Annotated in this window: 25 protein-coding genes; 8 read left to right on the top strand and 17 right to left on the bottom strand. The window is 52.0% G+C overall.

What is annotated here, in order from left to right; genetic code table 11:
- Window positions 1-109: 109 nt before the first annotated feature.
- The 9 genes from hypA to yghX all read right to left on the bottom strand — a co-directional run bounded on the left by hypA (window position 110) and on the right by yghX (window position 7,878).
- Window positions 110-451, bottom strand: a complete 342-nt coding sequence (gene hypA / locus A7Z29_RS18590) for a hydrogenase maturation nickel metallochaperone HypA (protein WP_000544957.1) — start codon at window positions 449-451, stop codon at window positions 110-112.
- A complete protein-coding gene (hybE, locus tag A7Z29_RS18585; protein ID WP_000134014.1) occupies window positions 444-932 on the bottom strand; it encodes a hydrogenase-2 assembly chaperone in 489 nt (162 codons plus the stop codon). Before hybE ends, hypA begins: the two co-directional genes overlap by 8 nt.
- Window positions 925-1,419 (bottom strand): HyaD/HybD family hydrogenase maturation endopeptidase, encoded by a 495-nt coding sequence (locus A7Z29_RS18580; RefSeq protein WP_001221938.1) that lies wholly within the window; start codon window positions 1,417-1,419, stop codon window positions 925-927. Before A7Z29_RS18580 ends, hybE begins: the two co-directional genes overlap by 8 nt.
- On the bottom strand, window positions 1,419-3,122 hold the full coding sequence (gene hybC / locus A7Z29_RS18575; protein WP_085461188.1) for a hydrogenase 2 large subunit: 1,704 nt from the start codon (window positions 3,120-3,122) through the stop codon (window positions 1,419-1,421). The genes A7Z29_RS18580 and hybC overlap by 1 nt, the downstream gene beginning before the upstream one ends.
- A complete protein-coding gene (gene hybB / locus A7Z29_RS18570; protein WP_000017694.1) occupies window positions 3,119-4,297 on the bottom strand; it encodes a Ni/Fe-hydrogenase cytochrome b subunit in 1,179 nt (392 codons plus the stop codon). Before hybB ends, hybC begins: the two co-directional genes overlap by 4 nt.
- Window positions 4,287-5,273, bottom strand: coding sequence for a hydrogenase 2 operon protein HybA (gene hybA / locus A7Z29_RS18565; RefSeq protein WP_105290608.1), 987 nt, complete (start codon window positions 5,271-5,273; stop codon window positions 4,287-4,289). The genes hybB and hybA overlap by 11 nt, the downstream gene beginning before the upstream one ends.
- 2 nt (window positions 5,274-5,275) lie before the next feature.
- Window positions 5,276-6,394: a hydrogenase 2 small subunit gene (gene hybO / locus A7Z29_RS18560; RefSeq protein WP_000145410.1), complete on the bottom strand. Its 1,119-nt coding sequence runs from the start codon at window positions 6,392-6,394 to the stop codon at window positions 5,276-5,278.
- Between the two features lie 188 nt (window positions 6,395-6,582).
- The gene (yghW, locus tag A7Z29_RS18550) at window positions 6,583-6,870 is read right to left on the bottom strand and encodes a DUF2623 family protein YghW (protein WP_001059138.1); all 288 of its coding nucleotides are present in this window, start codon (window positions 6,868-6,870) and stop codon (window positions 6,583-6,585) included.
- Between the two features lie 120 nt (window positions 6,871-6,990).
- Window positions 6,991-7,878, bottom strand: a complete 888-nt coding sequence (yghX, locus tag A7Z29_RS18545; RefSeq protein ID WP_123058419.1) for a YghX family hydrolase — start codon at window positions 7,876-7,878, stop codon at window positions 6,991-6,993.
- A gap of 156 nt (window positions 7,879-8,034) precedes the next feature.
- Here yghX and gpr point away from each other — a divergent pair, with 156 nt between their 5' ends.
- A complete protein-coding gene (gene gpr, locus A7Z29_RS18540) occupies window positions 8,035-9,075 on the top strand; it encodes an L-glyceraldehyde 3-phosphate reductase (RefSeq protein ID WP_105290606.1) in 1,041 nt (346 codons plus the stop codon).
- 39 nt (window positions 9,076-9,114) lie between these two features.
- Here the strand turns inward: gpr and A7Z29_RS18535 are convergent, their stop codons facing one another.
- On the bottom strand, window positions 9,115-9,609 hold the full coding sequence (locus A7Z29_RS18535) for a TIGR00645 family protein (protein ID WP_000439331.1): 495 nt from the start codon (window positions 9,607-9,609) through the stop codon (window positions 9,115-9,117).
- Between the two features lie 190 nt (window positions 9,610-9,799).
- Here A7Z29_RS18535 and yghA point away from each other — a divergent pair, with 190 nt between their 5' ends.
- On the top strand, window positions 9,800-10,684 hold the full coding sequence (gene yghA / locus A7Z29_RS18530; protein WP_105290605.1) for an NADP(+)-dependent aldehyde reductase: 885 nt from the start codon (window positions 9,800-9,802) through the stop codon (window positions 10,682-10,684).
- A 158-nt stretch (window positions 10,685-10,842) separates the two neighbouring features.
- Here yghA and exbD read toward each other — a convergent pair whose 3' ends face one another.
- Both exbD and exbB read right to left on the bottom strand, forming a co-directional pair.
- Window positions 10,843-11,268, bottom strand: coding sequence for a TonB system transport protein ExbD (exbD, locus tag A7Z29_RS18525; RefSeq protein WP_001240714.1), 426 nt, complete (start codon window positions 11,266-11,268; stop codon window positions 10,843-10,845).
- A gap of 6 nt (window positions 11,269-11,274) precedes the next feature.
- Complete coding sequence (exbB, locus tag A7Z29_RS18520; protein WP_073507229.1) at window positions 11,275-12,009, bottom strand: tol-pal system-associated acyl-CoA thioesterase; 735 nt, start codon at window positions 12,007-12,009, stop codon at window positions 11,275-11,277.
- A 251-nt stretch (window positions 12,010-12,260) separates the two neighbouring features.
- Between exbB and metC the strand changes: the two genes are divergently transcribed.
- A complete protein-coding gene (metC, locus tag A7Z29_RS18510) occupies window positions 12,261-13,448 on the top strand; it encodes a cystathionine beta-lyase (RefSeq protein WP_010347810.1) in 1,188 nt (395 codons plus the stop codon).
- Window positions 13,449-13,587: 139 nt separating this feature from the next.
- A complete protein-coding gene (yghB, locus tag A7Z29_RS18505) occupies window positions 13,588-14,247 on the top strand; it encodes a DedA family general envelope maintenance protein YghB (protein WP_000268433.1) in 660 nt (219 codons plus the stop codon).
- A gap of 39 nt (window positions 14,248-14,286) precedes the next feature.
- Here yghB and yqhC read toward each other — a convergent pair whose 3' ends face one another.
- Entirely contained in the window at window positions 14,287-15,186 is a 900-nt protein-coding gene (gene yqhC / locus A7Z29_RS18500; RefSeq protein WP_105290604.1) for a DNA-binding transcriptional regulator YqhC, read from the bottom strand.
- 193 nt (window positions 15,187-15,379) lie between these two features.
- Here yqhC and yqhD point away from each other — a divergent pair, with 193 nt between their 5' ends.
- The 4 genes from yqhD (at window position 15,380) to yqhH (ending at window position 18,910) form a co-directional block, all read left to right on the top strand.
- A complete protein-coding gene (gene yqhD / locus A7Z29_RS18495) occupies window positions 15,380-16,543 on the top strand; it encodes an alcohol dehydrogenase (protein ID WP_001058817.1) in 1,164 nt (387 codons plus the stop codon).
- A 105-nt stretch (window positions 16,544-16,648) separates the two neighbouring features.
- On the top strand, window positions 16,649-17,476 hold the full coding sequence (gene dkgA, locus A7Z29_RS18490) for a 2,5-didehydrogluconate reductase DkgA (protein WP_105290603.1): 828 nt from the start codon (window positions 16,649-16,651) through the stop codon (window positions 17,474-17,476).
- A 199-nt stretch (window positions 17,477-17,675) separates the two neighbouring features.
- Window positions 17,676-18,602 carry a YqhG/Tai3 family protein gene (locus tag A7Z29_RS18485; RefSeq protein WP_105290602.1) on the top strand — a complete coding sequence of 309 codons (927 nt, stop codon included), beginning with the start codon at window positions 17,676-17,678 and terminating at the stop codon, window positions 18,600-18,602.
- 50 nt (window positions 18,603-18,652) lie between these two features.
- The gene (gene yqhH, locus A7Z29_RS18480; protein ID WP_105290601.1) at window positions 18,653-18,910 is read left to right on the top strand and encodes a lipoprotein YqhH; all 258 of its coding nucleotides are present in this window, start codon (window positions 18,653-18,655) and stop codon (window positions 18,908-18,910) included.
- 42 nt (window positions 18,911-18,952) lie between these two features.
- Here yqhH and A7Z29_RS18475 read toward each other — a convergent pair whose 3' ends face one another.
- The 4 genes from A7Z29_RS18475 to parC form a co-directional block, all read right to left on the bottom strand.
- Window positions 18,953-21,172, bottom strand: a complete 2,220-nt coding sequence (locus A7Z29_RS18475; protein WP_000095183.1) for a YgiQ family radical SAM protein — start codon at window positions 21,170-21,172, stop codon at window positions 18,953-18,955.
- 110 nt (window positions 21,173-21,282) lie between these two features.
- Window positions 21,283-22,695 carry a cell division protein FtsP gene (ftsP, locus tag A7Z29_RS18470; protein ID WP_000059392.1) on the bottom strand — a complete coding sequence of 471 codons (1,413 nt, stop codon included), beginning with the start codon at window positions 22,693-22,695 and terminating at the stop codon, window positions 21,283-21,285.
- 72 nt (window positions 22,696-22,767) lie between these two features.
- Window positions 22,768-23,505 carry a 1-acylglycerol-3-phosphate O-acyltransferase gene (plsC, locus tag A7Z29_RS18465; protein ID WP_000965725.1) on the bottom strand — a complete coding sequence of 246 codons (738 nt, stop codon included), beginning with the start codon at window positions 23,503-23,505 and terminating at the stop codon, window positions 22,768-22,770.
- 229 nt (window positions 23,506-23,734) lie between these two features.
- On the bottom strand, window positions 23,735-25,993 hold the full coding sequence (gene parC / locus A7Z29_RS18460; RefSeq protein ID WP_032226284.1) for a DNA topoisomerase IV subunit A: 2,259 nt from the start codon (window positions 25,991-25,993) through the stop codon (window positions 23,735-23,737).
- Window positions 25,994-26,032: the final 39 nt, after the last annotated feature.

Below are 26,032 nucleotides of genomic sequence, written 5' to 3'. Positions count from 1 at the left end.
GATTGCAGACAAACGCGAAAAAAACCTTTGGGTGTTTCCCCTCACCTTACCCCTCTCCCCGGAGGGGCGAGGGAACCGTCCGTGCGCTTTTCAGGCGTTGTCCGCAGTCTTATTCAACTTCAATACTTTTGACGATCAGCGAATCGCCGGTATCGACACGCAACCGCTCGCCATGACAGAGCGGGCACTGCGCATCGTGCTGATGAATCTCCACTACCTGGCTGCAATCCCAACACCAGGCCTGGGCGGGTTTATAGACGATATGTAAATCGCACCCTTGCGCCACCGTTCCCTGGCAGACAATTTCAAAACTAAAACGGACGGCGCTCTCCTCAACGCAGGAGAGCGCGCCAATTTCCAGCCACACGGCGGTGACGCGCTTAACATCGTGCTGCTCCGCCTGCCGTTGGATAATCTCAACGGCGCTCTGGCAAAGCGACAACTCATGCATTTTCGCCACTCCTGCGACCAAACAGCAGGGCGCGACGCCCTGCGTGTGGTACATCCGGATTGGTGACCGGCAGCGAAAGGATCATTCGCGCACAGTCATCCGTCAGGCGTTGACCCTCTTCAATCGACATGCTGTGCGAAAGCGGCGACATCAGCGAGCAGGAGAGGTATTGCGAAACACCGTCCAGTTCACCAACGGTAAAGGTCATAGTGCCATACGGCAGTTGCAGACCGATTTTTTCACTCACTTTGCGCAGCGGCCAGAGTTGATCCGGGCCGGGGAAGATAACTGCACTCAGCATCCACGGGGTGATCACACACCCCGTCCACTGACCTTCGAACAGCGTAAAGTCGGAAACATACACCGGCATTGAAGGATGCAGAAAAGAAAGATCGTGCATCGAACGCCGGGCAATTTCTTCAAACGCTGCCTGTACTTGCGCCTTCGGGGAGGTCTGGAAACCTGCTATCTCTTCAGTCATGAGCAGCCTCCCGTGGGATAGCTTCCACGCCTGATTCGCGCAACGCAGCCAGAACCTGCTCAAGCGCAGGTTCAATCATCGCTTCTACCGTCGGCGTCAAGCCGATGTGCGGCTCCAGTGATTCCGGGATCACGCCGACCAGCGTCAGCTTTTTCGGAAACTCGCCGGTGAAGCGCAGGGCCGACAATACGTCGGCCAGGCCAAGCTGATGCGGAGAGATTTTATTAGTAAACAACGCCGGAACTTCTTCATCCCGCAGGATCATCATCGTTCCCGGCGCGTTCTTTTTCGACACAATGGCATCCGCAATGATCAGATGATCGCGATTTGCCATGTCGCCAAGCAGCTCCATTCCCGCCGTGCCGCCATCAAGGATTTCAACATAATCCGGCAGAATGTATCGTTGCTCTAACGCTTCGACAATCCGCACACCGATGGCTTCATCGGTCAGCAAAATATTGCCGACCCCTAAGACTAAAATACGCATTACAGAACCTTCACTGAAACCACTTCGTTGCCGTCGGCATCCACTACGTGTACCGCGCAGGCCATGCACGGGTCGAAGGAGTGAATGGTACGCACCACTTCCAGCGGTTTATTCGGATCAGCAACCGGCGTGCCTACCAGCGACTGTTCGTAAGGGCCGACGTCATCATTGAAGTTACGCGGGCCAGAGTTCCAGGTTGACGGAACAACTGCCTGATAGTTGCTGATGATACCGTCTTTGATCACCATCCAGTGAGAGAGCATACCGCGCGGTGCTTCAAGGAAGCCAACGCCTTTGAACTCACCCGTTGCCGGAATGTTCGGCTTCACGAACGTGGTGTGGTCGCCTTTGCCGATATTGGTGATCAGTGCACTGTATTGATTTTGCAGGATATCCTGCAATTCGCAGCAGTGAACAGTACGACCAATAATACGCCCCAGCGTGGAGTGCAGTTGCGCCACTTCCAGCGTGTTGCCAGTCAGTTTCTGATAAATTGCAACGATTTCATTCAGTTTGTTCTGGGTAGACTCGCGTCCTGCCGCCAGTTTCACCAGCATGTTCGCCAGCGGACCCACTTCTACCGTTTTGCCGTAGAAAGTCGGTGATTTCACCCACGAGTATTTACCGTCGTCAGACCAGCCATCATAAGCAGGAATGGTTGTGCCTTCCCACGGTGCCTGCGGTGCTTCGTCTTTATACCAGGAGTGCTTCGCGCTTTCCTGAATCCCTTTGATCAGGTATTCATCGGAATGGGAAGTGATCGGACGATACGAGGACAGATCCGCATTCTCAATGTAGCCGCCCGGGAACAGGAAGCTGCCATTTTTGCTGTCGGTCGGGAATTCCGGCACACTCAGGTAGTTCACTGCACCTTTACCGCGCGTCAGCCATTCAGGGTAGAACGCGGCGATAACTGCGGTATCAACCTTGTAAACCTGCTCAACAAAGTCGCTCAGCTTGTCGATGAAAGACTTGATGTACATCAGGCGCTCAAGGTTCAGCACGCCCAGACCGTCGAGGTTGATTGGGTTAGCGACCCCACCTACCGCCAGGTTCTGAATGTGCGGCGTTTTACCGCCCAGCAGAGCCACGACGCGGTTAGCGTCACGCTGGCACTCCAGCGCCTGCAGGTAGTGAGCTACCGCAATCAGGTTCACTTCCGGCGGCAGTTTCATCGCCGGGTGACCCCAGTAGCCGTTGGCGAAAATACCCAACTGACCGCTGGCAACCAGCTCTTTGATCTTGTTCTGAACTTTGGTGAACTCTTCCGGACTGTTCAGATGCCAGGTCGAAACGCCTTTCAGCATTTCGGAGGCTTTGGTTGGGTCAGCTTGCAGTGCAGAAGTGATGTCCACCCAGTCCAGCGCCGAAAGCTGATAGAAATGAACGATATGGTCATGCGTGGTGTGCGCAGCCAGAATGATGTTACGGATGTATTGCGCGTTAACCGGAACGTCGATATTCAGCGCACTCTCTGCCGCACGAACGGAAGACAGCGCGTGAGTGGTAGTACATACGCCACAGATACGTTGCACAATCATCCATGCATCGCGCGGATCGCGGTTTTTCACGATCTCTTCCATGCCGCGCCACATGGTTCCGGAAGCCCATGCTTTCGAAACGACGCCATTTTCGATTTCGCAATCGATGCGTAAATGCCCTTCAATACGGGTTACCGGATCAATAGTAATTCTCTGGCTCATGCTTTGCTCGCCTCATGACGATTATGATCGTTTTGTTTTAAAGGAGGAAGTATCGGCAGTAGACGAATGAGTACGATGTAAGCGCAAATCTCAATAGCCACAAAACCAATAGAAATCAACAGTTCTTCCCAGGTCGGGAAGTAGGCGTAACCGCCGCCTGGGTTAAATGCCACCAGCGAATAGGTCAGACGCCAGGTTGCACAACCTAACAGCGCGCTCAGTGCTGACAGGAACAGCATACGGGAATCATTGCGCAGCTTCGCCACACGCAGAACGACCAGCGGGAAGAGCATCAGCAGGACTTCAATCCAGAACATCACGGAGTAGAAGTCACCGGCAAACGCTAAGGACAGCTTGTCACGATAGATTAGCTCACCAAAGCGCAGCACGATGAAAATCGCCAGCAACACACTGATGGTGTTGGTCAGCTTGACGAACAGGCTCTTCTCATCCGGACCATTGCCGCGCAGACCCGCCTGCACCAGCGAACCTTCAAAGATGACAATCGAGAAGCCCATGATGAACGCCGTCAGCAGCGAGAACAGCGGCAACATTTCATAGCTTTGCCACAGCGGATGCACCTTGTAGCCCGCCGAGATCATCAGCGACCCCATTGAAGACTGGTGCATGGTCGGCAGCAGCGCACCGAGCGCGATGATGAAGAACATCACCTTGTTCAGACGTTTGAGCGACACCTTCCAGCCCAGACGTTCAAACAGTGCCGGAGCAAACTCCAGAGCCATCACGCCGATGTAGATAGTCATACAGACCGCCGTCTCGAACAGTACCGAGTTCACGTTGAAGTGACCCGGAATGTAGAAGTACGGCAGGTTCCAGTAGCGACCCACGTCGATAGTGATCGACAAGCCACCCAGTGAGTAACCAAACAGACTCGCCAACAGCGCCGGACGCACCAGCGGATGGTATTGCCCACGGTTAAAGACGTATACCGCCCACGCCAGCGCCCAGCCGCCACAGGCGAAGCCGGTGCCGATCAGCAGGTCAAACGCGATCCACACGCCCCACGGGAAGCCGCCGTTCAGGTCGGAGACAGAGCCCAGACCGAACACCAGACGTTTCACAATCAGGAGCATACAGATGACGATTAACGGTCCAAAAATCATGACCGGTTTACTGATGATTTTGCCGCCCAGCGGTTGTGGATCATGACTCATGATCGTCTCCTCCGTTGTGATGGTCGTTTTTGGTGTTGCGACGAACCAGCACGGTTAAGCCCGCCAGCACAGCCAGTGGTAGCATCATGCCTTTATACAGGGTGTGTTGAATATTTTCGGAACGCGCACCGGTAGAAAGATCGTCCAGTTTCGGCAGGTCGAGATTTTCATAAGGCACACCCGTCAGTACCAGAACCTGAGTACCGCCGCCCTCTTTCTCGCCGTACAGATGCGGATAATATTTCGGCACTGTGTGCAGGTAAGTGTCGCCAGATTTCAGCGTCTGACGCGGATAGTGGTATTCGCTGCCCGGCTTCAGCGCCAGGCGTTTTTTCGCCTCCGCCATCAGCTCTTCACGCGTACCAAAAATCACCGCACCCGCCGGGCACACTTCTACGCAGCCAGGCAGACCGCCTTTATCGAGACGTTCCACACCTTTCTGGTTACACAGCTCACACTTATGCAGCGCACCAAACGGGTTGTTGTAGTCGTACTTCGGCACGTTGTACGGGCAGGCAACCATGCAGTAACGGCAGCCGGTGCACACGTCTTTGTCGTAATGGACAATGCCGGTTTTCGGATCTTTTTTCAGCGCGGAGACCGGGCACACAGAGACACAGTTCGGATCGACGCAATGCATACACTGTTTCTTAATGTACGCGTAGCCGTTCTCTTCCTGGTCTTTGTTGACCCCCGTGCCGCTGGTCCACACCTGAATGATGTTATTGGTGTATGGCGACAGTTTGTCGTTGTTCGACCAGGTCTGTTCCCCTTGTGGGTTACGTTCAGGGAAGTTGATATCCTGACACTTGGTGACGCAAGCCTGGCAGCCTACGCACAAGGTCGAGTCATACAACATACCCAGCGATCCCGGAATTGGCGGGCGGTTTTCAGCAGCCGCATGGCTGACCGACGGCAACGCGCCCGTCAGCAATGCCCCGCAGGAGGCTGCTTTAATAAAATTACGTCTGTTCACGGTTATTCTCCCCGTGAGTCAGCGTTATCTTTCTTTTGCTGACGACCCAGTTCACGCACCGCCATCACGCTGACACCGGCAACCAGCCCAACCACGCCGCCGAGCAAACCGATAGCGCCCGCAGAGACGTTGCCGCCTTCTTTAGCATTCACGTCCGGTTTTTGTGAGCGTGGCGTCTGATTTTCGACGTTGGCAAGCTGATGGATGCCTTTATGGAAGCCGATACCTTCTTCGTTACAGCCATAGCACGGGTGACCAATCGCCACCGGCCACACGCCGCCAACGTCGCAGAATTGCAGCGTTGAGCAGTTGCCGTAAGTTTCAGGGCCTTTACAGCCAAGGTGGTACAGGCACCAGCCTTCGCGGTGGCCTTCATCACCGAACTCTTTGGCAAAACGACCAGCATCGAAGTGCGGGCGACGTTCGCAGTGTTCGTGAATCAGACGGCCATAGGCGAAGGTCGGACGATTTTTGTCATCCAGTTTCGGCGGTTTGCCGTAAGTGATGATGTGCGCAACGGTCGCAAGGAAGTTGTGCGGGTTCGGCGGACAGCCTGGAATGTTGATAACGGTTTTGCCCGGCAGAACTTCTTGCAGGCTGACCGCGCCGGTGGGGTTAACCCCAGCTGCGGCGACACCGCCCCACGCGGAGCAAGAACCGATAGCAATAATGGCTGCTGCGCCTTCCGCCGCTTTGCGGATGTGATCCACAATCGGCTCACCGGCAACCATGCAGTAAATACCGTTATCTTTTAATGGGATGGAACCATCCACAACCAACACATACTGCCCTTTATACTTCTCAAGCGCGTTATGTTTGTTCTCTTCAACCTGATGGCCGAATGCGGCGGAAAGGACTTCGTGATACTCCAGAGAGATGGTCTCCAGCACGAGGTTTTCTACCGTTGGATGCGTTGCACGAAGCAGAGATTCCGTACAACCGGTGCATTCCTGCGCGCCAATCCAGATAACCGGCGGGCGCTGCGGGTTAGTGACCGATTCGGCCATCTCTGCGGCGGCTTTGCTACTCAGCCCCATGGTGGCGGCTAATGCTGCACAAAGCTTCATGAAATCACGACGATTAATGCCGTGAGAATGGATGAGGGTGTTATCTCCAGTCATTTATAGTTATTCCGTTGCGAAGACCTGGCATATATTTTGCCTCAACCGCAAAATCAATAATGCGATCGATGCGCCATTTACCACACATTTATTATGGTTATCATTGTCATGATACTGCGGCGGGGCGCTAAAACGAAGGGAAGAAGCATTAGTGTAATTAATTAAAGCAAGATAATACGTATGTTTGATCAATTTTCGAGGCGATAACCAGCCATAAAAAATCGTAATGTAGAACAGGAATTATTCTCACGAAAGAAATCCATTACCATCTCTTTATCCAGTCCATAACGGCGCGTCAGAATACCCGCTTCCCAGGCGCTGAGCTGGCGGTCACCGGTCTTTTTATACATCCGGTGCGAATAGCCTAATACAAATCCACGCTTATAATCAGCACAGAATTTAGTCACATTAACCGCACTGTCGGCATGTGTTGCTTTTAATCCCGCCATTAAGCCTTTACCAAAATGGTTATTCATCGTTTTGCCCTTAAACGTTATATATGAACCTATATAGCGATATTTTAGGCAAAGAACGACTTTTGCGCACGCTATTTTTTTCAGCATGTTAAGAATGTTATCCAGAAAGAGATAAACCCATCAGGAGAGATATTTGTCGAACCATTTCAGCGTCCTTTGCCAGGCAAGATTGGCGGCAGATTTGTCATAACGGGGCGTGGAATCATTATGGAATCCGTGATTAACCCCCGGATAAATATACGCCTCATAGACCTTATTATTCGCTTTCAACGCCGCCTCATAAGCAGGCCAGCCTTCGTTGATTCGGGTGTCCAGTTCAGCGTAGTGAAGCAGTAAAGGTGCGTCGATTTTCGCCACATCAGCGGTGGGTGCCTGGCGACCATAAAACGGCACCGCGCAGGCCAGTTCCGGATATGCCACCGCAGCCGCGTTTGAGACACCACCGCCATAGCAAAATCCAGTAATACCCACTTTGCCTGTCGCTTGCGGATAGCGTTGCATAAACTCAATTGCGGCAAAGAAATCATTCATCAACTTAGTCGGATCGACCTGCTGTTGCAGCTCACGACCTTTATCATCGTTCCCCGGATATCCACCCACGGAGCTTAAACCGTCTGGCGCCAGGGCGACGTACCCCGCCTTCACCACTCGCCGTGCCACATCTTCGATGTACGGATTCAGCCCTCGATTCTCATGCACCACCACCACGGCTGGCGTTTTGCCGCTCATCTTTGCGGGCTTCACCAGATAACCCCGTACCTCGCCGTGACCATTTGGCGAAGGATATGTGATGTACTCAGCAACAATCTCCGGGTCGGTAAACTCTACCTGAGTCGCCAGCGCATAATTTGGCTTGAGCAAATCAAACAACGCTAATGCCGTCATCCCGCCCACCGCATACTTCGCCGCAAGGTTGAGGAACTCACGTTTCGAGATTTTCCCATGAGCGTAATAGTCGTAGTAATCCAGCAACTCTTGTGGGAAATCTTTGGCGGTTAAACGCGGCATCGTTGCACTCCTCAACTGGTGTTTTTTTAAGCAAAGCATAAGCACGTGTTTTTGCCCAGTTTTTCGTCACTCTGTGAGCCACACTACGGGATACACGCTGGCGAATCGCTAAACTAGAAACATTGTTTCGAAATTGAACGGTTGAAAGGAGAGGTCATGGTCTGGTTAGCAAATCCCGAACGTTACGGGCAGATGCAATACCGCTATTGCGGAAAAAGCGGTTTACGCCTGCCCGCGTTATCGCTCGGTTTATGGCACAATTTCGGTCACGTTAACGCGCTGGAATCACAGCGTGCGATCCTGCGTAAAGCGTTTGATTTAGGCATTACGCACTTTGATTTAGCCAACAATTACGGGCCGCCTCCAGGAAGCGCAGAAGAGAACTTTGGTCGCCTGCTGCGGGAGGATTTTGCCGCTTATCGCGATGAACTGATTATCTCTACCAAGGCTGGCTACGATATGTGGCCCGGCCCTTACGGCTCTGGCGGTTCACGTAAATACCTGCTCGCCAGCCTCGACCAAAGCCTGAAGCGTATGGGTCTGGAATATGTCGATATTTTTTACTCTCATCGCGTCGATGAAAATACGCCGATGGAAGAAACCGCCTCTGCGCTGGCTCATGCTGTGCAAAGCGGTAAGGCGCTTTATGTCGGGATCTCCTCTTACTCGCCAGAGCGGACGCAAAAAATGGTCGAGTTGCTGCGCGAGTGGAAAATTCCGCTGTTAATTCATCAACCTTCGTACAATTTACTGAACCGCTGGGTAGATAAAAGCGGCCTGCTGGATACCCTGCAAAATAACGGCGTGGGCTGCATTGCCTTTACTCCTCTGGCTCAGGGATTGCTGACCGGAAAATATCTCAACGGTATTCCGGAGGATTCACGGATGCATCGCGAAGGTCATAAAGTTCGTGGTCTGACGCCGAAAATGCTCACCGAAGCCAACCTCAACAGCCTGCGCTTATTGAATGAAATGGCACAGCAGCGTGGACAATCAATGGCGCAAATGGCGTTAAGCTGGTTGCTGAAAGATGAGCGAGTGACGTCGGTATTGATTGGTGCCAGCCGTGCGGAGCAACTAGAGGAGAACGTGCAGGCGCTGAATAATCTGACATTTAGCACCGAGGAGCTGGCGCAGATTGATCAGCATATCGCCGATGGCGAGCTGAATCTGTGGCAGGCGTCATCCGATAAATAACATGTTAATAACGGGCGCGAGAACCGCGCCCGAATCAGATCAGTGATTATGACGAGTCAGTCGGTCAAGATAGCCCATCACAAATGCAGAGAGCACAAACGTCAGATGGATAATGACGTACCACATCAGTTTGTTATCAGGCACGTTTTTCGCATCCATAAAGACGCGCAGTAAGTGAATGGAAGAGATTGCCACAATCGACGCTGCTACTTTGTTTTTCAGCGACGTTGCGTCCATTTTCCCCAGCCAGTTCAGCTTCTCTTTGTTCTCGGAGATATCAAGCTGCGAGACGAAATTCTCATAACCGGAAAACATCACCATCACCAGCAAACCGCCAACCAGCGTCATATCCACCAGCGACAGCAACACGAGGATCAAATCAGATTCCGCCATCGAGAAGATATTCGGTAGTACATGAATAATCTCCTGGAAGAACTTCAGCGCCAGGGCAACTAACGCCAGCGAAAGGCCAAAGTACACGGGGGCAAGCAGCCAGCGAGAAGCATACATTGCATTTTCAAGAAAACGTTCCATACATTCCTGTCGTGTAGTTAAAACGGGCAACAGTATATCGCAATTGAGTAAACAGCGCGCAACAGCAAATCAACATATACGTTAAACCTTTGTCGCATAATTCTGAGGTTTAGGGATCTTCCTGGTTCCCTGATTAACGCATCGAGAGCGTCTACCCTTAAAGGACGTTGAACCTGAAGGGAGAAAAGCGATGTCTCATTTAAAAGACCCGACCACGCAGTATTACACTGGTGAATATCCCAAACAGAAACAACCGACGCCAGGCATCCAGGCGAAGATGACGCCGGTGCCGGATTGTGGCGAGAAAACTTATGTTGGTAGCGGTCGCCTGAAAGATCGTAAAGCACTGGTGACAGGGGGCGATTCCGGAATCGGTCGCGCTGCCGCCATCGCTTACGCGCGTGAAGGCGCTGACGTGGCGATCAGTTATCTTCCCGTGGAAGAAGAAGACGCTCAGGATGTGAAAAAGATCATTGAAGAATGCGGACGCAAAGCCATTCTGCTGCCAGGCGATTTAAGCGATGAGAAATTTGCCCGTTCGCTGGTTCACGACGCGCATAAGGCGTTAGGCGGGCTGGATATTATGGCGCTGGTCGCCGGGAAACAGGTTGCCATTCCTGATATTGCAGACCTCACCAGCGAACAGTTTCAAAAGACCTTTGCCATTAACGTTTTCGCGCTGTTCTGGTTAACCCAGGAAGCGATTCCCCTGCTGCCAAAAGGTGCCAGTATCATCACCACTTCGTCAATCCAGGCGTACCAGCCAAGCCCGCATTTACTGGATTACGCAGCAACGAAGGCGGCGATTCTGAACTATAGCCGAGGCCTGGCAAAACAGGTCGCGGAGAAAGGTATTCGGGTGAATATTGTCGCACCTGGTCCTATCTGGACGGCGCTGCAAATTTCCGGCGGACAAACGCAGGATAAGATCCCGCAGTTTGGTCAGCAAACGCCGATGAAACGTGCGGGGCAACCGGCGGAACTGGCCCCTGTATATGTTTATCTGGCAAGTCAGGAGTCGAGCTACGTCACCGCAGAAGTGCACGGCGTATGCGGCGGCGAGCATTTAGGTTAAAAAAATGCCCGGTTGTGTGAAGCAACCGGGCATCATCGTACTTTTAACGCTTGCCGGATGCGGCGTGAACGCCTTATCCGGCCTACATGTCATGCAAATTCAACACGTTGCGATAGATTTGTAGGCCTGATAAGCGTAGCGCATCAGGCAATTCTGCTTTACTTCGCTTTGGCAGTTTCTTCGCCGACCAGACCTATCTTCAGGTAACCCGCCTGATGCAGCGTATCCATGACCTTCATCAACGTCTCGTAATCAACGGTTTTATCCGCACGGAAGAAGATGGTGGTATCTTTCTTACCTTCGGTTAACGCATTCAGCGCCGTAACCATCGTTTCATCGGTGACCGGATCGTTACCGATAAACATCGAGTTGTCCGCCTTCACCGACAGATAAACCGGTTTTTCCGGGCGCGGCTGCGGCGTGCTGGTAGAAGCAGGCAAGTTCACCTTCACATCTACCGTCGCTAACGGTGCCGCCACCATAAAGATAATCAGCAAAACCAACATCACGTCGATAAACGGCGTCACGTTGATATCATGCATTTCGCCGTTATCGTCGAGGTTTTCGTTAAGATGCATTGCCATAGCGCATTACCCTGCACGTAATTTCTGTGCGACACAAACCGGATGCGCAGCGGCGCTGGCTTCCAGATCCAGGTCACGACTTTGCAGCAACAATACCTGCGCTGCAACATCACCCAGCATCGCTTTAAAGCCGCCAATCTGGCGCGCGAATACGTTATAGATAACGACCGCCGGAATCGCTGCCACCAGACCGATTGCTGTTGCCAACAATGCTTCTGCGATACCCGGCGCAACCACCGCCAGGTTGGTGGTCTGCGTTTGCGCAATACCGATAAAACTGTTCATGATGCCCCAGACCGTACCAAACAGCCCCACAAACGGCGAAATCGCGCCAATGGTTGCCAGATAGCCGTTACCGCGTCCCATTTGACGCCCCACAGCGGCGACCCGACGCTCCAGGCGGAAGCTGGTACGCTCTTTAATACCTTCGTTATCGTCGCTGCCTTCTGACAGTTCCAGCTCGTTCTGCGCTTCATTGAGCAAATGCAGGCTTAAGCTTTTGCTACCAAAATCAGCGGCGATATCGTTGGCCTGGTTTAGGGAACGCGCTTCAGCCAGCAGTTGCTGCTCGCGCTTAAGACGGCGCTTCTGATTGAAGAACTCTACGCTCTTACTGAAGAAGATTGCCCAAGTGACAACGGAGGCCAAAATAAGCCCAATCATCACGCACTTAACGACAATATCGGCGTGCTGATACATACCCCAGACGGAAAGGTCCGTCTGCATTAAATTATTACCCACTGTGTATCTCCAGGACGCAAGTCACAAAATCTGCGCATAATAATATCAAAACGACGTCGAATTGATAGTCGTTCTCATTACTATTTGCATACTGCCGTACCTTTGCTTTCTTTTCTTTGCGTTTACGCAGTAAAAAAGCCACCAGAGCGCCATTTGCGAAAATTTTCTTCTTTATGCCAATTCTTCAGGATGCGCTCGCTGTTATTCATGCTAGTTTAGACATCCAGACGTATAAAAACAGGAATCCCGACATGGCGGACAAAAAGCTTGATACTCAACTGGTGAATGCAGGACGCAGCAAAAAATACACTCTCGGCGCGGTGAATAGCGTGATTCAGCGCGCCTCTTCGCTGGTTTTTGATAGCGTTGAAGCGAAAAAACATGCGACGCGTAATCGCGCCAACGGCGAATTGTTCTATGGACGGCGCGGAACGTTAACCCACTTCTCGTTACAAGAAGCAATGTGCGAACTGGAAGGTGGCGCCGGCTGTGCACTGTTTCCTTGCGGTGCGGCCGCCGTTGCCAATTCCATTCTTGCTTTTGTCGAACAGGGCGATCATGTATTGATGACCAATACCGCCTATGAACCGAGTCAGGATTTCTGTAGCAAAATCCTCAGCAAACTGGGCGTAACGACATCGTGGTTTGATCCGCTGATTGGCGCGGATATCGTTAAACATCTGCAGCCAAACACTAAAATCGTCTTTCTGGAATCGCCAGGCTCCATCACTATGGAAGTCCACGACGTTCCGGCGATTGTTGCTGCCGTGCGCAGTGTCGTGCCAGACGCCATCATTATGATCGATAACACATGGGCTGCCGGGGTGCTTTTTCAAGCTCTTGATTTTGGTATTGATATTTCGATTCAGGCGGGAACCAAGTATCTGATAGGTCACTCGGATGCCATGATCGGCACCGCAGTATGCAATGCCCGTTGCTGGGAGCAACTACGGGAGAACGCTTATCTGATGGGACAAATGGTCGATGCCGATACCGCTTATATGACCAGCCGTGGCCTGCGCACATTAGGTGTGCGTTTGCGTCAACATCATGAAAGCAGTCTGAAAGTGGCTGAATGGCTGGCAGAACATCCGCAAGTAGCGCGAGTTAACCACCCTGCTCTGCCGGAAAGTAAAGGTCACGAATTCTGGAAACGAGACTTTACAGGCAGCAGCGGGCTATTTTCCTTTGTGCTTAAGAAAAAACTCAACGATGAAGAACTGGCGAACTATCTGGATAACTTCAGTTTATTTAGCATGGCCTACTCGTGGGGCGGTTATGAATCGTTGATCCTCGCGAATCAGCCGGAACATATCGCCGCCATCCGCCCACAAGGAAAGATTGATTTCAGCGGCACATTGATTCGCCTGCATATTGGTCTGGAAAACGTCGACGATCTGATTGCCGATCTGAACGCGGGATTTACCCGAATTGTGTAACATTGCCAAATTTGGACAATTTTGCAGACATTTAATTGTGAATAGTCTTAAATTGTTGCGTCCGGGATCAAGGCGTCCCGGACAATTCAGGAGTACAATAGGCAAATAAAGGCTTAAACGCTGTTCCACAGGAAAGTCCATGGCTGTTATTCAAGACATTATCGCTGCGCTCTGGCAACACGACTTTGCCGCGCTGGCGGATCCTCATATTGTTAGCGTTGTTTACTTTGTCATGTTTGCCACGCTGTTTTTAGAAAACGGTCTGCTGCCCGCTTCATTTTTGCCAGGCGACAGCTTGTTGATACTGGCTGGCGCACTGATTGCCCAGGGGGTGATGGATTTTCTGCCAACAATCGTGATTCTGACTGCCGCAGCCAGCCTGGGCTGCTGGCTAAGCTATATTCAGGGGCGTTGGCTAGGTAATACCAAAACGGTGAAAGGCTGGCTGGCACAGCTTCCGGCCAAATATCATCAGCGCGCCACCTGTATGTTTGACCGCCACGGTTTGCTGGCTTTGCTGGCTGGCCGTTTTCTTGCATTTGTCCGCACGCTGCTACCAACCATGGCGGGGATTTCCGGGTTGCCAAACCGCCGCTTCCAGTTTTTCAACTGGTTAAGTGGATTGCTATGGGTCAGCGTGGTGACCAGTTTTGGTTATGCCTTAAGCATGATCCCGTTCGTTAAGCGCCATGAAGATCAGGTGATGACGTTCCTGATGATCCTGCCGATTGCCCTGTTAACCGCAGGCCTGTTAGGCACGCTGTTTGTGGTGATTAAAAAGAAATACGGTAACGCCTGACGTTTTTCTCCGTTCCCGGCGACTTGTCCGGGAACACATTTAACTCCCTTGCATCGCCCGCATTCTTGCCGCATCTTCCCCCGGCGTCACACCGAAGTAGCGTTTAAACTCACGGCTAAATTGCGACGCACTTTCGTAGCCAACGCGCATCGCCGCCGCGCTGGCCTTCATGCCATCATGGATTATCATCATCCGTGCCTTATGCAGTCGGTAGTTCTTCAAATACTGCAACGGCGAGGTGCTGGTGACAGACTTAAAATTATGGTGGAACGCCGAAACGCTCATGTTGGCTTCTGCCGCCAGTTGCTCGACGCTCAGGTTTTCAGTGTATTTATTCTCAATCCGTTTCAACACGCGGCTAATCAGGCTGAAATGAGTCTGCCGACTGACCAGCGCCAGTAACGCACCGCCGCAAGGTCCGGTCAGCACGTAGTAAAGAATTTCGCGAATGATCTGTTTACCGAGAATGCGCGCATCCAGCGGTCGCTCCATCACATCAAGTAACCGCTCCGCCGCGCATAAAATCTCTTCTGACAACGTAGCGGAGTTTATACCACTGGCAGCCATCGACGGCTGGAAATGCTCATCCTCACCAATGTCCATCAACAGTTCCTGTAACTGCAAAATATCAACATTGAGACGTAAACCCGCTAATGGCACTTCCGGCGTGGCATAGGTTTCGCACTCAAACGGTAACGGCACCGTCAGCAGCAGATATTCATTGGCATCATAACGAAACACGCGCTCATTGATATAGCCGATTTTATGCCCGGAAAAGAGAATTATGATGCCAGGCTCATACATCACCGGCGTACGTGCGCCGGGGTTCTCGCCATACAATAAGCGCACATCGGGCAGCAATTCAGACAAACTATTTTCTTTATTTTTCATATTATTAATTTTGTCCGTCAGCAGGCGGCAAATCTCTTCACGTTTCATATCGCGTAATTTCTTAAGAATAATGCGTCAATTTGATTGTGCGCAATTTTGTACTATTTCTCCAGTGCTCTGGAGAAATAGGCAAGACATTGGCAGAAATGAGCATTGAGAGCAGCGACGCTGGCGACCACAATGAAAAACATCAGGCAGACCGATCTCTGCCCTCATATTGGCCCAGCAAAGGGAGCACGTAATGAACAACTTTAATCTGCACACCCCAACCCGTATTCTGTTTGGTAAAGGCGCTATCGCTGGTTTACGCGAACAAATTCCTCACGATGCTCGCGTATTGATTACCTACGGCGGCGGCAGCGTGAAAAAAACAGGCGTTCTCGATCAGGTTCTGGATGCGCTGAAAGGTATGGACGTGCTGGAGTTTGGCGGTATTGAACCAAACCCGGCTTATGAAACGCTGATGAACGCCGTGAAACTGGTTCGCGAACAGAAAGTGACTTTCCTGCTGGCGGTTGGCGGCGGTTCCGTACTGGACGGCACCAAATTTATCGCCGCAGCGGCTAACTATCCGGAAAATATCGATCCGTGGCACATTCTGCAAACGGGCGGTAAAGAGATTAAAAGCGCCATCCCGATGGGCTGTGTGCTGACGCTGCCAGCGACCGGTTCAGAATCCAACGCAGGCGCGGTGATCTCCCGTAAAACCACAGGCGACAAGCAGGCGTTCCATTCTGCCCATGTTCAGCCGGTATTTGCCGTGCTCGATCCGGTTTATACCTACACCCTGCCGCCGCGCCAGGTGGCTAATGGCGTAGTGGATGCCTTTGTACACACCGTGGAACAGTATGTTACCAAACCGGTTGATGCAAAAATTCAGGATCGCTTCGCAGAAGGCATTTTGCTGACGCTTCTCGAAGATGGTCCGAAAGCCCTGAAAGAGCCAGAAAACTACGATGTGCGCGCCAACGTCATGTGGGCAGCGACTCAGGCGTTGAACGGTTTGATCGGCGCCGGCGTACCGCAGGACTGGGCAACACATATGCTGGGACACGAACTGACTGCGATGCACGGTCTGGATCACGCGCAAACGCTGGCTATTGTCCTGCCTGCTCTGTGGAATGAAAAACGCGACACCAAGCGCGCGAAACTGCTGCAATATGCTGAACGCGTCTGGAACATCACTGAAGGTTCCGACGATGAGCGTATTGACGCCGCAATTGCCGCTACCCGCAACTTCTTCGAGCAATTGGGCGTGCCGACCCGCCTGTCCGACTACGGTCTGGACGGCAGCTCCATCCCGGCATTGCTGAAGAAACTGGAAGAACACGGCATGACCCAACTGGGCGAAAATCATGACATTACGCTGGATGTCAGCCGCCGCATTTACGAAGCCGCTCGTTAAGCTTTTTCCTCCTCAAACTTTCGTTTTTGGGTATTTCGTCCAGACTTAAGTTCACACCAACTCACCGGAGCAGGCTCCGGTGAGTTCATATAAAAGGAGGAACGTATGGCTAATCCAACCGTTATTAAGCTACAGGATGGCAATGTCATGCCCCAGCTGGGACTGGGCGTCTGGCAAGCAAGTAATGAGGAAGTTATCACCGCTATTCAAAAAGCCCTGGAAGTGGGTTATCGCTCAATTGATACCGCTGCTGCCTATAAAAACGAAGAAGGTGTCGGCAAGGCGCTGAAAAATGCCGCACTTGCCAGAGAAGAGTTGTTCATTACAACCAAGCTGTGGAACGACGACCACAAACACCCCCGCGAAGCACTGCTCGACAGCCTGAAAAAACTCCAGCTTGATTATATAGACCTTTACTTAATGCACTGGCCCGTTCCCGCTATCGATCACTATGTCGAGGCGTGGAAAGGAATGATCGAGCTGCAAAAAGAGGGATTAATCAAAAGCATTGGCGTCTGTAACTTCCAGATCCACCACCTGCAACGTCTGATCGACGAAACTGGCGTGACGCCTGTTATTAATCAAATCGAACTTCACCCGCTGATGCAGCAACGCCAGCTTCATGCCTGGAATGCCACGCACAAAATCCAGACCGAATCCTGGAGTCCATTAGCGCAAGGTGGGAAAGGCGTTTTCGATCAGAAAGTCATTCGCGACCTGGCGGATAAATACGGCAAAACACCGGCACAAATTGTTATCCGCTGGCATCTGGATAACGGTCTGGTGGTGATCCCGAAATCGGTCACGCCTTCACGCATTGCCGAAAACTTTGATGTCTGGGATTTCCGTCTCGACAAAGACGAACTCGGTGAAGTCGCAAAACTCGATCAGGGTAAACGTCTCGGTCCCGATCCCGACCAGTTCGGCGGCTAACGGGCAAATTCTCCCGGTAGCGGTAATGTTCCGCTACCGGACTTTTCAGAAATCATTTATTCCCCTCACCTCCCGCCCGTTGTTACTCTCCCCTGCTCAGAAATGCCAAATTTAAGGACATAATCATGCAGAGCTGGGAGCTCTTTAATCAACAAAGCCTCTACAATATGGATAAACACGACGGTGAGGTCAAAAACAGATGAAAATAATACTTCTGTTTTTGGCGTTTTTTGCAAGCTTCACTACTCAAGCCCAATCATCCTCGCTGACTGTAGAACAGACAGTTCGCCAGATTTATCAAAACTATAAATCTGATGCCAGCGCGCCTTATTTTGGTGAGACAGGAGAGCAGGCGATAACGTCTGCACGCATACAAAAGGCACTTACCCTGAATGATAATCTCACGCTGCCGGGCAATATTGGCTGGCTGGATTATGATCCGATTTGTGATTGTCAGGATTTTGGCGATCTGGTGTTAGAAAGCGTAGTGGTTACTCAAACGGATACCGATCATGCAGATGCCGTTGTGCGTTTCCGTACCTTTGACGACGATAAAGAAAAGACCACGCAAACGCTGAAAATGGTGGCAGAAAATGGTCGTTGGGTCATTGATGATGTCATCAGCAACCATGGTAGCGTCTGGCAGGCAGTTAATAGCGAGAATGAAAAAATCCTGGCAACACTGGCTTCATTACAAAAAGAAGAGCCTGAAGCCTTTGTCGCTGAACTGTTTAAACATATTGCCGATTATAGTTGGCCCTGGACATGGGTTGTTTCCGACACCTATCGCCAGGCAGTCAATGAATTTTATAAAACCACCTTCAATAAAAACGGCAATTTCGATCAAGAGATGCAAATAGAACGGCAATTTATTTACGACAACCCGATTTGTTTTGGTGAAGAGTCGCTATTTGCTCGTGTTGATGAAATTCGTGTCCAGGAAAAAACCGCCGATTCCGCCCGTATTCATGTTCGTATTGCGCTGAACAATGGTAACAGTGAAGAGCAGGATTTAGTTTTACATCGGCGCGAAGGAAAGTGGGAAATTGCCGATTTTATCCGTCCAGGCAGCGGTAGCTTGCTTAAACAGATTGAAACGAAAACCGACGCCAGATTAACGCAATGAACTGAATAAAATAAAAATTAGTCGGAACAATAAATAAAAGGGAGCACGATATGAAAACGATTTTCACCGTGGTAGCTGTTGTTCTGGTAACCGGCTTATTAAGTGGTTGCGTCAATGAGCAAAAGGTCAATCAACTGGCAGGTAATGTACAAACATTAAATGCCAAAATCGCCCGGCTAGAGCAGGATATAAAAGCATTACGCCCGCAAATTTACGCCGCCAAATCCGAAGCTAACAGAGCCAATACACGCCTTGATGCGCAGGACTATTTTGATTGCCTGCGCTGCTTGCGTATGTATACGGAGTGATAAAAATATCCCCGGTAGCATTCAGTTACCGGGGATGTTTTTTTAACGTCCAGTCGCCGCTTTAGGACGTTTCTTCGCACCGGCATTCATCGGGCGAGGTTGCGCAGACGGCGCTTTCTTTGCTCCGGCAGGCGTCTGGCGCTGGGTCGCCATCGGCGTATGTTTGGTCAACGCCGGACGGGTATTACGGTTCTGACGGCGAGCTTCGCGCATCTCTTCAATGGTTGGCGCAGGCACTAAGCAATCGCGACGGCTGCCAATCAGATGCTTTTTACCCATCGCTTCCAGCGCCTGGCGGATTAACGGCCAGTTTGCCGGATCGTGGTAACGCAACAACGCTTTATGCAGACGACGCTGTTTGTCACCCTTCGGCACGAAAACGTCTTCGCTCTTATAACCAATCTTCGCCAGCGGATTTTTGCCGGTGTAATACATGGTGGTTGAGTTAGCCAACGGCGACGGGTAGAAGTTCTGTACCTGGTCGAGACGGAAGCGATGTTTCTTCAGCCACAGCGCCAGATTCACCATATCTTCATCGCGTGTACCGGGGTGCGCGGAGATGAAATATGGGATCAGATACTGCTCTTTACCTGCCTGTTTCGAGTAGGTGTCGAACAGCTCTTTAAAGCGGTCATAGCTGCCCATGCCCGGCTTCATCATCTTCGACAACGGCCCTTCTTCGGTATGTTCCGGGGCAATCTTCAGATAACCACCAACGTGATGGGTTGCCAGCTCTTTGATATAGCGCGGATCTTCCACGGCGATGTCATAACGCACGCCGGAGGCAATCAGGATCTTTTTAATGCCTTTCAGATCGCGCGCGCGGCGATAGAGATTGATCGTCGGTTCGTGGTTAGTGTCCATATGCGGACAAATATCCGGGTAAACGCACGATAAACGACGGCAGGTTTGCTCGGCGCGTGGCGATTTGCAGCGCAACATATACATGTTGGCAGTTGGCCCGCCGAGATCGGAAATCACGCCCGTAAATCCAGGAACGGTGTCGCGGATCGCTTCAATCTCATTGATGATCGAATCTTCCGAACGGCTCTGAATAATGCGCCCTTCATGCTCGGTAATAGAACAGAAAGAGCAGCCGCCAAAGCAGCCACGCATAATATTGACTGAGAAACGGATCATTTCGTAAGCCGGAATACGGGCATTACCGTAAGCCGGATGCGGCACGCGCTTGTACGGCAGCGCAAAGACGCTGTCCATCTCTTCGGTAGAAAGCGGAATAGCAGGCGGGTTGATCCACACATAGCGGTCGCCATGTTTTTGCATCAATGCGCGAGCGCAGCCTGGGTTGGTTTCGTGGTGCAAAATACGCGAAGCATGAGCGTACAGCACTTTATCGCCCTTCACTTTCTCGAAAGAAGGTAACAAAACGTAGGTTTTTTCCCACGGCTTCGGACGCGGCGGCTGCACGGTTACGGCTTTGGCTTCTTGTTTTTTCGGAGCCACCGGTTTGTTATCCGCACACGGCAAATCTTCGCCATACGGATGCGGAATCGGGTCGATTTTCCCCGGTGTATCAAGGCGAGTAGAATCCACGCCGCTCCAGCCAGGCAGCGCCTCTTTCACGATAATCGCGGTATTACGTACATCGCGGATTTCGCTAATCGGCTCGCCCATCGCCAGACGGTGTGCCACTTCCACCAGCGGACGCTCACCGTTACCGAACATCAGCATGTCTGCTTTGGAATCCACCAACACGGAACGGCGCACGGTATCAGACCAGTAATCATAATGAGCGGTACGGCGCAGGCTGGCTTCAATACCACCGAGGATCACCGGCACATCTTTCCACGCCTCTTTACAACGCTGGGTATAAACCAGTGTGGCGCGATCCGGTCGCTTACCCGCGACGTTATCCGGCGTGTAGGCATCGTCATGACGTAAACGGCGATCGGCGGTATAGCGGTTGATCATCGAGTCCATATTGCCTGCGGTCACGCCGAAAAACAGATTCGGTTTACCCAGACGCATAAAGTCGTCTTTGCTGCTCCAGTCCGGTTGGGCGATGATCCCGACACGAAAGCCCTGCGCTTCCAGCATACGACCGCAAATCGCCATCCCAAAGCTTGGGTGATCGACATACGCGTCGCCAGTAACCAAAATGATGTCGCAGCTATCCCAGCCAAGTTGATCCATCTCTTCACGAGACATCGGCAAAAACGGTGCCGGTCCAAAACAGGCGGCCCAGTACTGCGGCCAGGAGAACAGGTCGCGATCCGGTTGGATCAGGGAGATAGAGCTCATTTTGCTTCCAGAAATGATAAAAAAATAATCAAAGGCCGGGGATTATAAGCCGGAACGAAAGAGAAATCGAAAGGTATTCCATACTCGCCCTCCCAGGGCGAGTATGAAGATTACGGTACTGGATTGACCAGCAACTGCCCAATAGAGCCGCGATCCGCCATTTCCAGTGTCTGGCTACCAAAGTAAAACGGGAAATGCGCCCAGGAAGGCTGACCGTAATAAACAAGCAGTTCCACTTGTCCATCAACCCAGACGGTATCTTTCCAGCCTCTGTCTTCCGGGAATGGCATTGCGCCATTAACATTACGGATCTGGAACATCACACCTTCAATATGGAATGATTGCGGTTCATCCGCGCGTACCGTCCAGCGTTCCCACGTTCCCTGCTGGGCAGCAACGTCAATGCGGTTAACGTCCCATAGCTGCCCGTTGATGCCGGGATCATCGCCCAGGCTTATATCACGGCTGCGAATCGGCGAACCAGCCATTATTTCAGTCGGCAGCAGGCGCATCGGCAGGCTGTCAGTCACCAGCGGCAGAAGGCCGGTCGGGCGCAGCGTTAGCACCAGCGTAGAAACCAGAATGCTGGACGGCTCAAAGAAGCCGCGAATACGATCAACAATGCTCGCCGCTTCGCCACAGGTGATCGACACTTCATCACCGTTGCTCATATCCACCAGTATTTCACGGCGTTCACCCGGTGCCAGCGAAAGCTGCTTCACCGATACAGGAGCAGGCAGGAATCCCTGATCGCCAGAAATCACGTGTAACGGGCGACCATCGCTCATCTGCAGTTGATAGCGACGGGAGTTCGATGCGTTCAGCAGACGCAGGCGCACCCAACCGCGCGAAACTTCAACGTACGGGCTTTGTACACCGTTGACCAGCAGCGTATCGCCAACAAAGCCGCCGCTTCCCGGTTCGTTGTATTCTGGCGTACCAAAGTTATCCAGCCGTTTATCCTGAATAATGACCGGAAAATCATCCACACCATAATGGTTAGGAATGGGCAGCGACTTGCTGACTTCATCTTCCACCAGCCACATCCCGGCAAGGCCGTTATAGACCTGCTGCGCCGTGCGGTTGGGGGTATTGGCGTGATACCACAAAGTCGCAGCATTCTGGCGAATTGGCAGCACAGGCGCCCAGTCAGCGTTTGGCGACATCATGCGTGCCGGACCGCCCATCAGTGGGCCTGGCACTTGTAATCCAGCCACTGTCATTGAGACGTTTTCTGTCAGTCGGTTGCTGTAAATCAGCTTAACATCGTCGCCCTTCCAGACGCGGATAGTCGGCCCAAGGTAGCGACCATTGATACCCCAAACCGACGCGCGCGTTCCTGGCGTAAATGACCAGTGCGCGCGCTGTACTGTCATAAATAACGGTTGCCCACGGCGAGATTCAAGCAGCGGCGGAACGGGCAGTGGTTGCTGTTGACCGGCTGCGCTTGCCTTCAGGGGGACAGCACCTGCACACAGTGCAATCCCCGATGCCTGAATGAACTGACGCCGACTGAGTGACATATTTGCTCCATGTAAAACTGGCTAAAGTAATACCGTGCAGGAAAACATCCCCGCAAAAAACAGATTGCCGACTTAAACTTTTCCGGCGGCTTCGCGCTCTGCGACTTCTTTATCGAGCTCGGCGATTTTTTGTTCCATTATCGAACGACAATGAGCAGCCAGCTCGCGAACCTGATCTTTACCATATTGACTGACGTCAATCGGCGGCAGCATTTCTACGATCACTAAACCATTATTCAGTCGATTAAGATTAATCTTATTCGAAGTCGTGGAAACACACACGGGAATAATCGGGACGCCTGCCGCAATTGCCGCATGGAATGCCCCTGTTTTAAACGGCAGCAGGCCGCGACCACGGCTACGCGTTCCTTCCGGGAACATCCAGATGGAAATACGGCGCTTTTTGAAGTGGTTCACGACTTCCGCGATGGTGCCATGCGCCTTAGTACGGTTGTTTCTGTCGATCAATAAGTTGCCGGTTAACCAGTACAACTGCCCAAAGAAGGGGATCCACAGCAAACTCTTTTTACCCACTGTGACCGTCGGTGGCTGCACGATGTTCGATGCTGTCACCATGTCATAGTTGTTCTGGTGGTTAGCAATATAGATAGCATTACCATAGCTTTCAGCATCAGCAGGTTTGCGGCACTCAACTTTCAGCCCATATAGCGGCGCAAGGCGCCCAAACATATGCCCGAAGGTGGCTACATGCTTTGGATTTCGCGGGCTGAAAAGGCAGTAAATGGAGCCGAAAACACAGACTAAGATGCTGTAAATAACGGTAATAATAAGACGAAAGATATATAGCATAACACCCTCTGAAGATCTGAGAGACTGGCATTGTACGTCACCTGAAATCAGGTTAGGGCATTGTTAAAAGCCGCTCTCTGGAAAAGCGTATTGTTAATCGCAACGCATGAATAAACAACGGTTTCAAGGGAATTTTTATCGTTTCCGGGGGTTGAATACGCTGCCGGATGACGACTTAACATTTCATCCGGCATTCCTTGCAAACGGGAGAAAGCCCCCCTCCGGCATATTACTCTTCGCTATCGCCGCTGCTGGCGCGGTGAGGGGAGTCAATCTCGACACGGTCGATACGCTGTAAACCGCGCATCAAGGTGCCACGGCGACCACGCTCACCAGTCACTTTCAGCAACTCTTCCGGGCGCAGTTTAATTTTGCGTTTCCCGACATGAATAGTCAGAGTGCTCTGCGGCGGCAGTACATACAGGTGTGCCAGACCATCCTCGCCTCGCGCGGCTTCTGCCGACGGGATGTTGATGATCTTGTTGCCTTTACCCTTCGACAGTTGCGGAAGCTCGCTTACCGGGAACATCAACATGCGTCCTGCCAGGGTGATAGCCAGTAGCATATCAGAAGCATCTTCAATCACTACTGGCGGCATAACATGCGCATTTTCAGGTAAGGTAATCAACGCTTTACCAGCACGGTTACGGGCAACAAGATCGTTAAAGGTGCAGACGAATCCGTAGCCAGCATCGGAAGCCATCAACAGTTTCTTATCGTCGCTTTCCATTAGCATGTGATCAACTGTGGCACCTGGCGGTAACGTCAGTTTACCGGTGAGTGGTTCGCCCTGACCACGCGCCGACGGCAGCGTAATCGGGTCGATGGCGTAGCTACGGCCGGTAGAATCAACAAATACCACCGGTTGGTTGCTCTTGCCTTTCACCGCCGCTTTGAAGCTATCGCCCGCTTTATAGTTCAGGCCTGGTGCGTCGATGTCATGGCCTTTGGCGCTGCGTACCCAGCCCATCTGTGACAGCACAATGGTAACGGGTTCAGACGGCAGCATGTCGTGCTCGCTCATCGCTTTCGCTTCTTCGCGTTCCTGCAACGGCGAACGGCGATCGTCGCCGTAGGCCTGTGCGTCGGCCTGTAGCTCTTTCTTCAGCAGGTTATTCATCTTGCGCTCGGAAGCCAGAATGCTCTGCAACTGGTCACGCTCTTTTTCCAGTTCGTTCTGCTCACCGCGAATCTTCATCTCTTCCAGTTTGGCGAGATGACGCAGTTTCAGTTCGAGGATCGCTTCCGCCTGGGTTTCCGTAATGCCAAAACGCGACATCAGTGCCGGTTTCGGTTCATCTTCATTACGAATGATCTCAATCACTTCGTCGATATTGAGAAACGCCACCAGCAAACCTTCAAGAATATGCAGGCGCTTGAGGACTTTCTCCAGACGATAATTGAGACGGCGGCGCACGGTATCGCGACGGAACACCAGCCATTCGGAGAGGATTTCCAGCAGGTTTTTCACCGCCGGACGCCCATCCAGACCAATCATATTGAGGTTAATACGATAGCTCTTTTCCAGATCGGTCGTGGCAAACAGATGATTCATCACCTGATCCATATCCACACGATTAGAACGCGGCACAATCACCAGACGTGTCGGATTCTCGTGGTCAGATTCATCGCGCAGATCGTCAACCATCGGCAGCTTTTTGTTGCGCATTTGCGCAGCAATTTGCTCCAGTACGCGAGCGCCAGAAACCTGATGCGGTAAGGCGCTGATCACTACCGCGCCATCTTCTTTCTTCCACACCGCGCGCATACGCACAGAACCACGACCGTTCTCGTAAATTTTACGGATTTCGGCGCGGGAGGTGATGATTTCCGCTTCAGTCGGGTAGTCTGGGCCCTGCACGATATCCAGCAACTGGTCGAGCGTGGTTTTCGGCTGGTCGATTAACGCGATTGCCGCCTGTGCGACTTCACGCAGGTTATGTGGCGGAATGTCCGTCGCCATCCCGACAGCAATACCGGTGGTGCCGTTAAGCAAAATATTCGGCAGGCGGGCAGGCAGCATTTTCGGTTCCTGCAACGTGCCGTCGAAGTTTGGCACCCAGTCCGCCGTCCCTTGCCCCAGCTCACTCAGTAACAGCTCAGAATATTTCGACAGGCGGGATTCGGTATAACGCATTGCCGCGAACGATTTCGGATCGTCCGGTGCCCCCCAGTTTCCCTGCCCATCAACCAGCGGATAACGGTAAGAAAACGGCTGAGCCATTAGTACCATCGCTTCATAGCAGGCGCTGTCACCGTGCGGATGGTATTTACCCAGTACGTCACCCACAGTACGGGCCGATTTTTTAAATTTGGCGGTAGCATTCAGACCCAGTTCTGACATCGCATACACAATGCGGCGCTGAACAGGTTTCAGACCATCACCAATAAACGGCAACGCACGATCCATGATGACGTACATGGAGTAGTTTAAGTAGGCGTTTTCCGTAAATTCATGTAGCGCAAGGCGCTCTGCCATATCGCTCATTAATTCTGATTCCTCAACTTATTCGCCAGCCTTCAAAGG

This window comes from Escherichia sp. MOD1-EC6842, assembly GCF_002965705.1.
Taxonomy (GTDB): domain Bacteria; phylum Pseudomonadota; class Gammaproteobacteria; order Enterobacterales; family Enterobacteriaceae; genus Escherichia; species Escherichia ruysiae.
This window is presented reverse-complemented; position numbering and strand designations above follow the sequence as displayed.

Bases quoted from the DNA above. Each gene is read 5' to 3' on its own strand.
- hypA (WP_000544957.1), bottom strand. From the start codon at position 451: ATGCATGAGTTGTCGCTTTGCCAGAGCGCCGTTGAGATTATCCAACGG.
- hybE (WP_000134014.1), bottom strand. From the start codon at position 932: ATGACTGAAGAGATAGCAGGTTTCCAGACCTCCCCGAAGGCGCAAGTA.
- A7Z29_RS18580 (WP_001221938.1), bottom strand. From the start codon at position 1,419: ATGCGTATTTTAGTCTTAGGGGTCGGCAATATTTTGCTGACCGATGAA.
- hybC (WP_085461188.1), bottom strand. From the start codon at position 3,122: ATGAGCCAGAGAATTACTATTGATCCGGTAACCCGTATTGAAGGGCAT.
- hybB (WP_000017694.1), bottom strand. From the start codon at position 4,297: ATGAGTCATGATCCACAACCGCTGGGCGGCAAAATCATCAGTAAACCG.
- hybO (WP_000145410.1), bottom strand. From the start codon at position 6,394: ATGACTGGAGATAACACCCTCATCCATTCTCACGGCATTAATCGTCGT.
- yghW (WP_001059138.1), bottom strand. From the start codon at position 6,870: ATGAATAACCATTTTGGTAAAGGCTTAATGGCGGGATTAAAAGCAACA.
- yghX (WP_123058419.1), bottom strand. From the start codon at position 7,878: ATGCCGCGTTTAACCGCCAAAGATTTCCCACAAGAGTTGCTGGATTAC.
- gpr (WP_105290606.1), top strand. From the start codon at position 8,035: ATGGTCTGGTTAGCAAATCCCGAACGTTACGGGCAGATGCAATACCGC.
- A7Z29_RS18535 (WP_000439331.1), bottom strand. From the start codon at position 9,609: ATGGAACGTTTTCTTGAAAATGCAATGTATGCTTCTCGCTGGCTGCTT.
- yghA (WP_105290605.1), top strand. From the start codon at position 9,800: ATGTCTCATTTAAAAGACCCGACCACGCAGTATTACACTGGTGAATAT.
- exbD (WP_001240714.1), bottom strand. From the start codon at position 11,268: ATGGCAATGCATCTTAACGAAAACCTCGACGATAACGGCGAAATGCAT.
- metC (WP_010347810.1), top strand. From the start codon at position 12,261: ATGGCGGACAAAAAGCTTGATACTCAACTGGTGAATGCAGGACGCAGC.
- yghB (WP_000268433.1), top strand. From the start codon at position 13,588: ATGGCTGTTATTCAAGACATTATCGCTGCGCTCTGGCAACACGACTTT.
- yqhC (WP_105290604.1), bottom strand. From the start codon at position 15,186: ATGAAACGTGAAGAGATTTGCCGCCTGCTGACGGACAAAATTAATAAT.
- yqhD (WP_001058817.1), top strand. From the start codon at position 15,380: ATGAACAACTTTAATCTGCACACCCCAACCCGTATTCTGTTTGGTAAA.
- dkgA (WP_105290603.1), top strand. From the start codon at position 16,649: ATGGCTAATCCAACCGTTATTAAGCTACAGGATGGCAATGTCATGCCC.
- A7Z29_RS18485 (WP_105290602.1), top strand. From the start codon at position 17,676: ATGAAAATAATACTTCTGTTTTTGGCGTTTTTTGCAAGCTTCACTACT.
- yqhH (WP_105290601.1), top strand. From the start codon at position 18,653: ATGAAAACGATTTTCACCGTGGTAGCTGTTGTTCTGGTAACCGGCTTA.
- A7Z29_RS18475 (WP_000095183.1), bottom strand. From the start codon at position 21,172: ATGAGCTCTATCTCCCTGATCCAACCGGATCGCGACCTGTTCTCCTGG.
- ftsP (WP_000059392.1), bottom strand. From the start codon at position 22,695: ATGTCACTCAGTCGGCGTCAGTTCATTCAGGCATCGGGGATTGCACTG.
- plsC (WP_000965725.1), bottom strand. From the start codon at position 23,505: ATGCTATATATCTTTCGTCTTATTATTACCGTTATTTACAGCATCTTA.
- parC (WP_032226284.1), bottom strand. From the start codon at position 25,993: ATGAGCGATATGGCAGAGCGCCTTGCGCTACATGAATTTACGGAAAAC.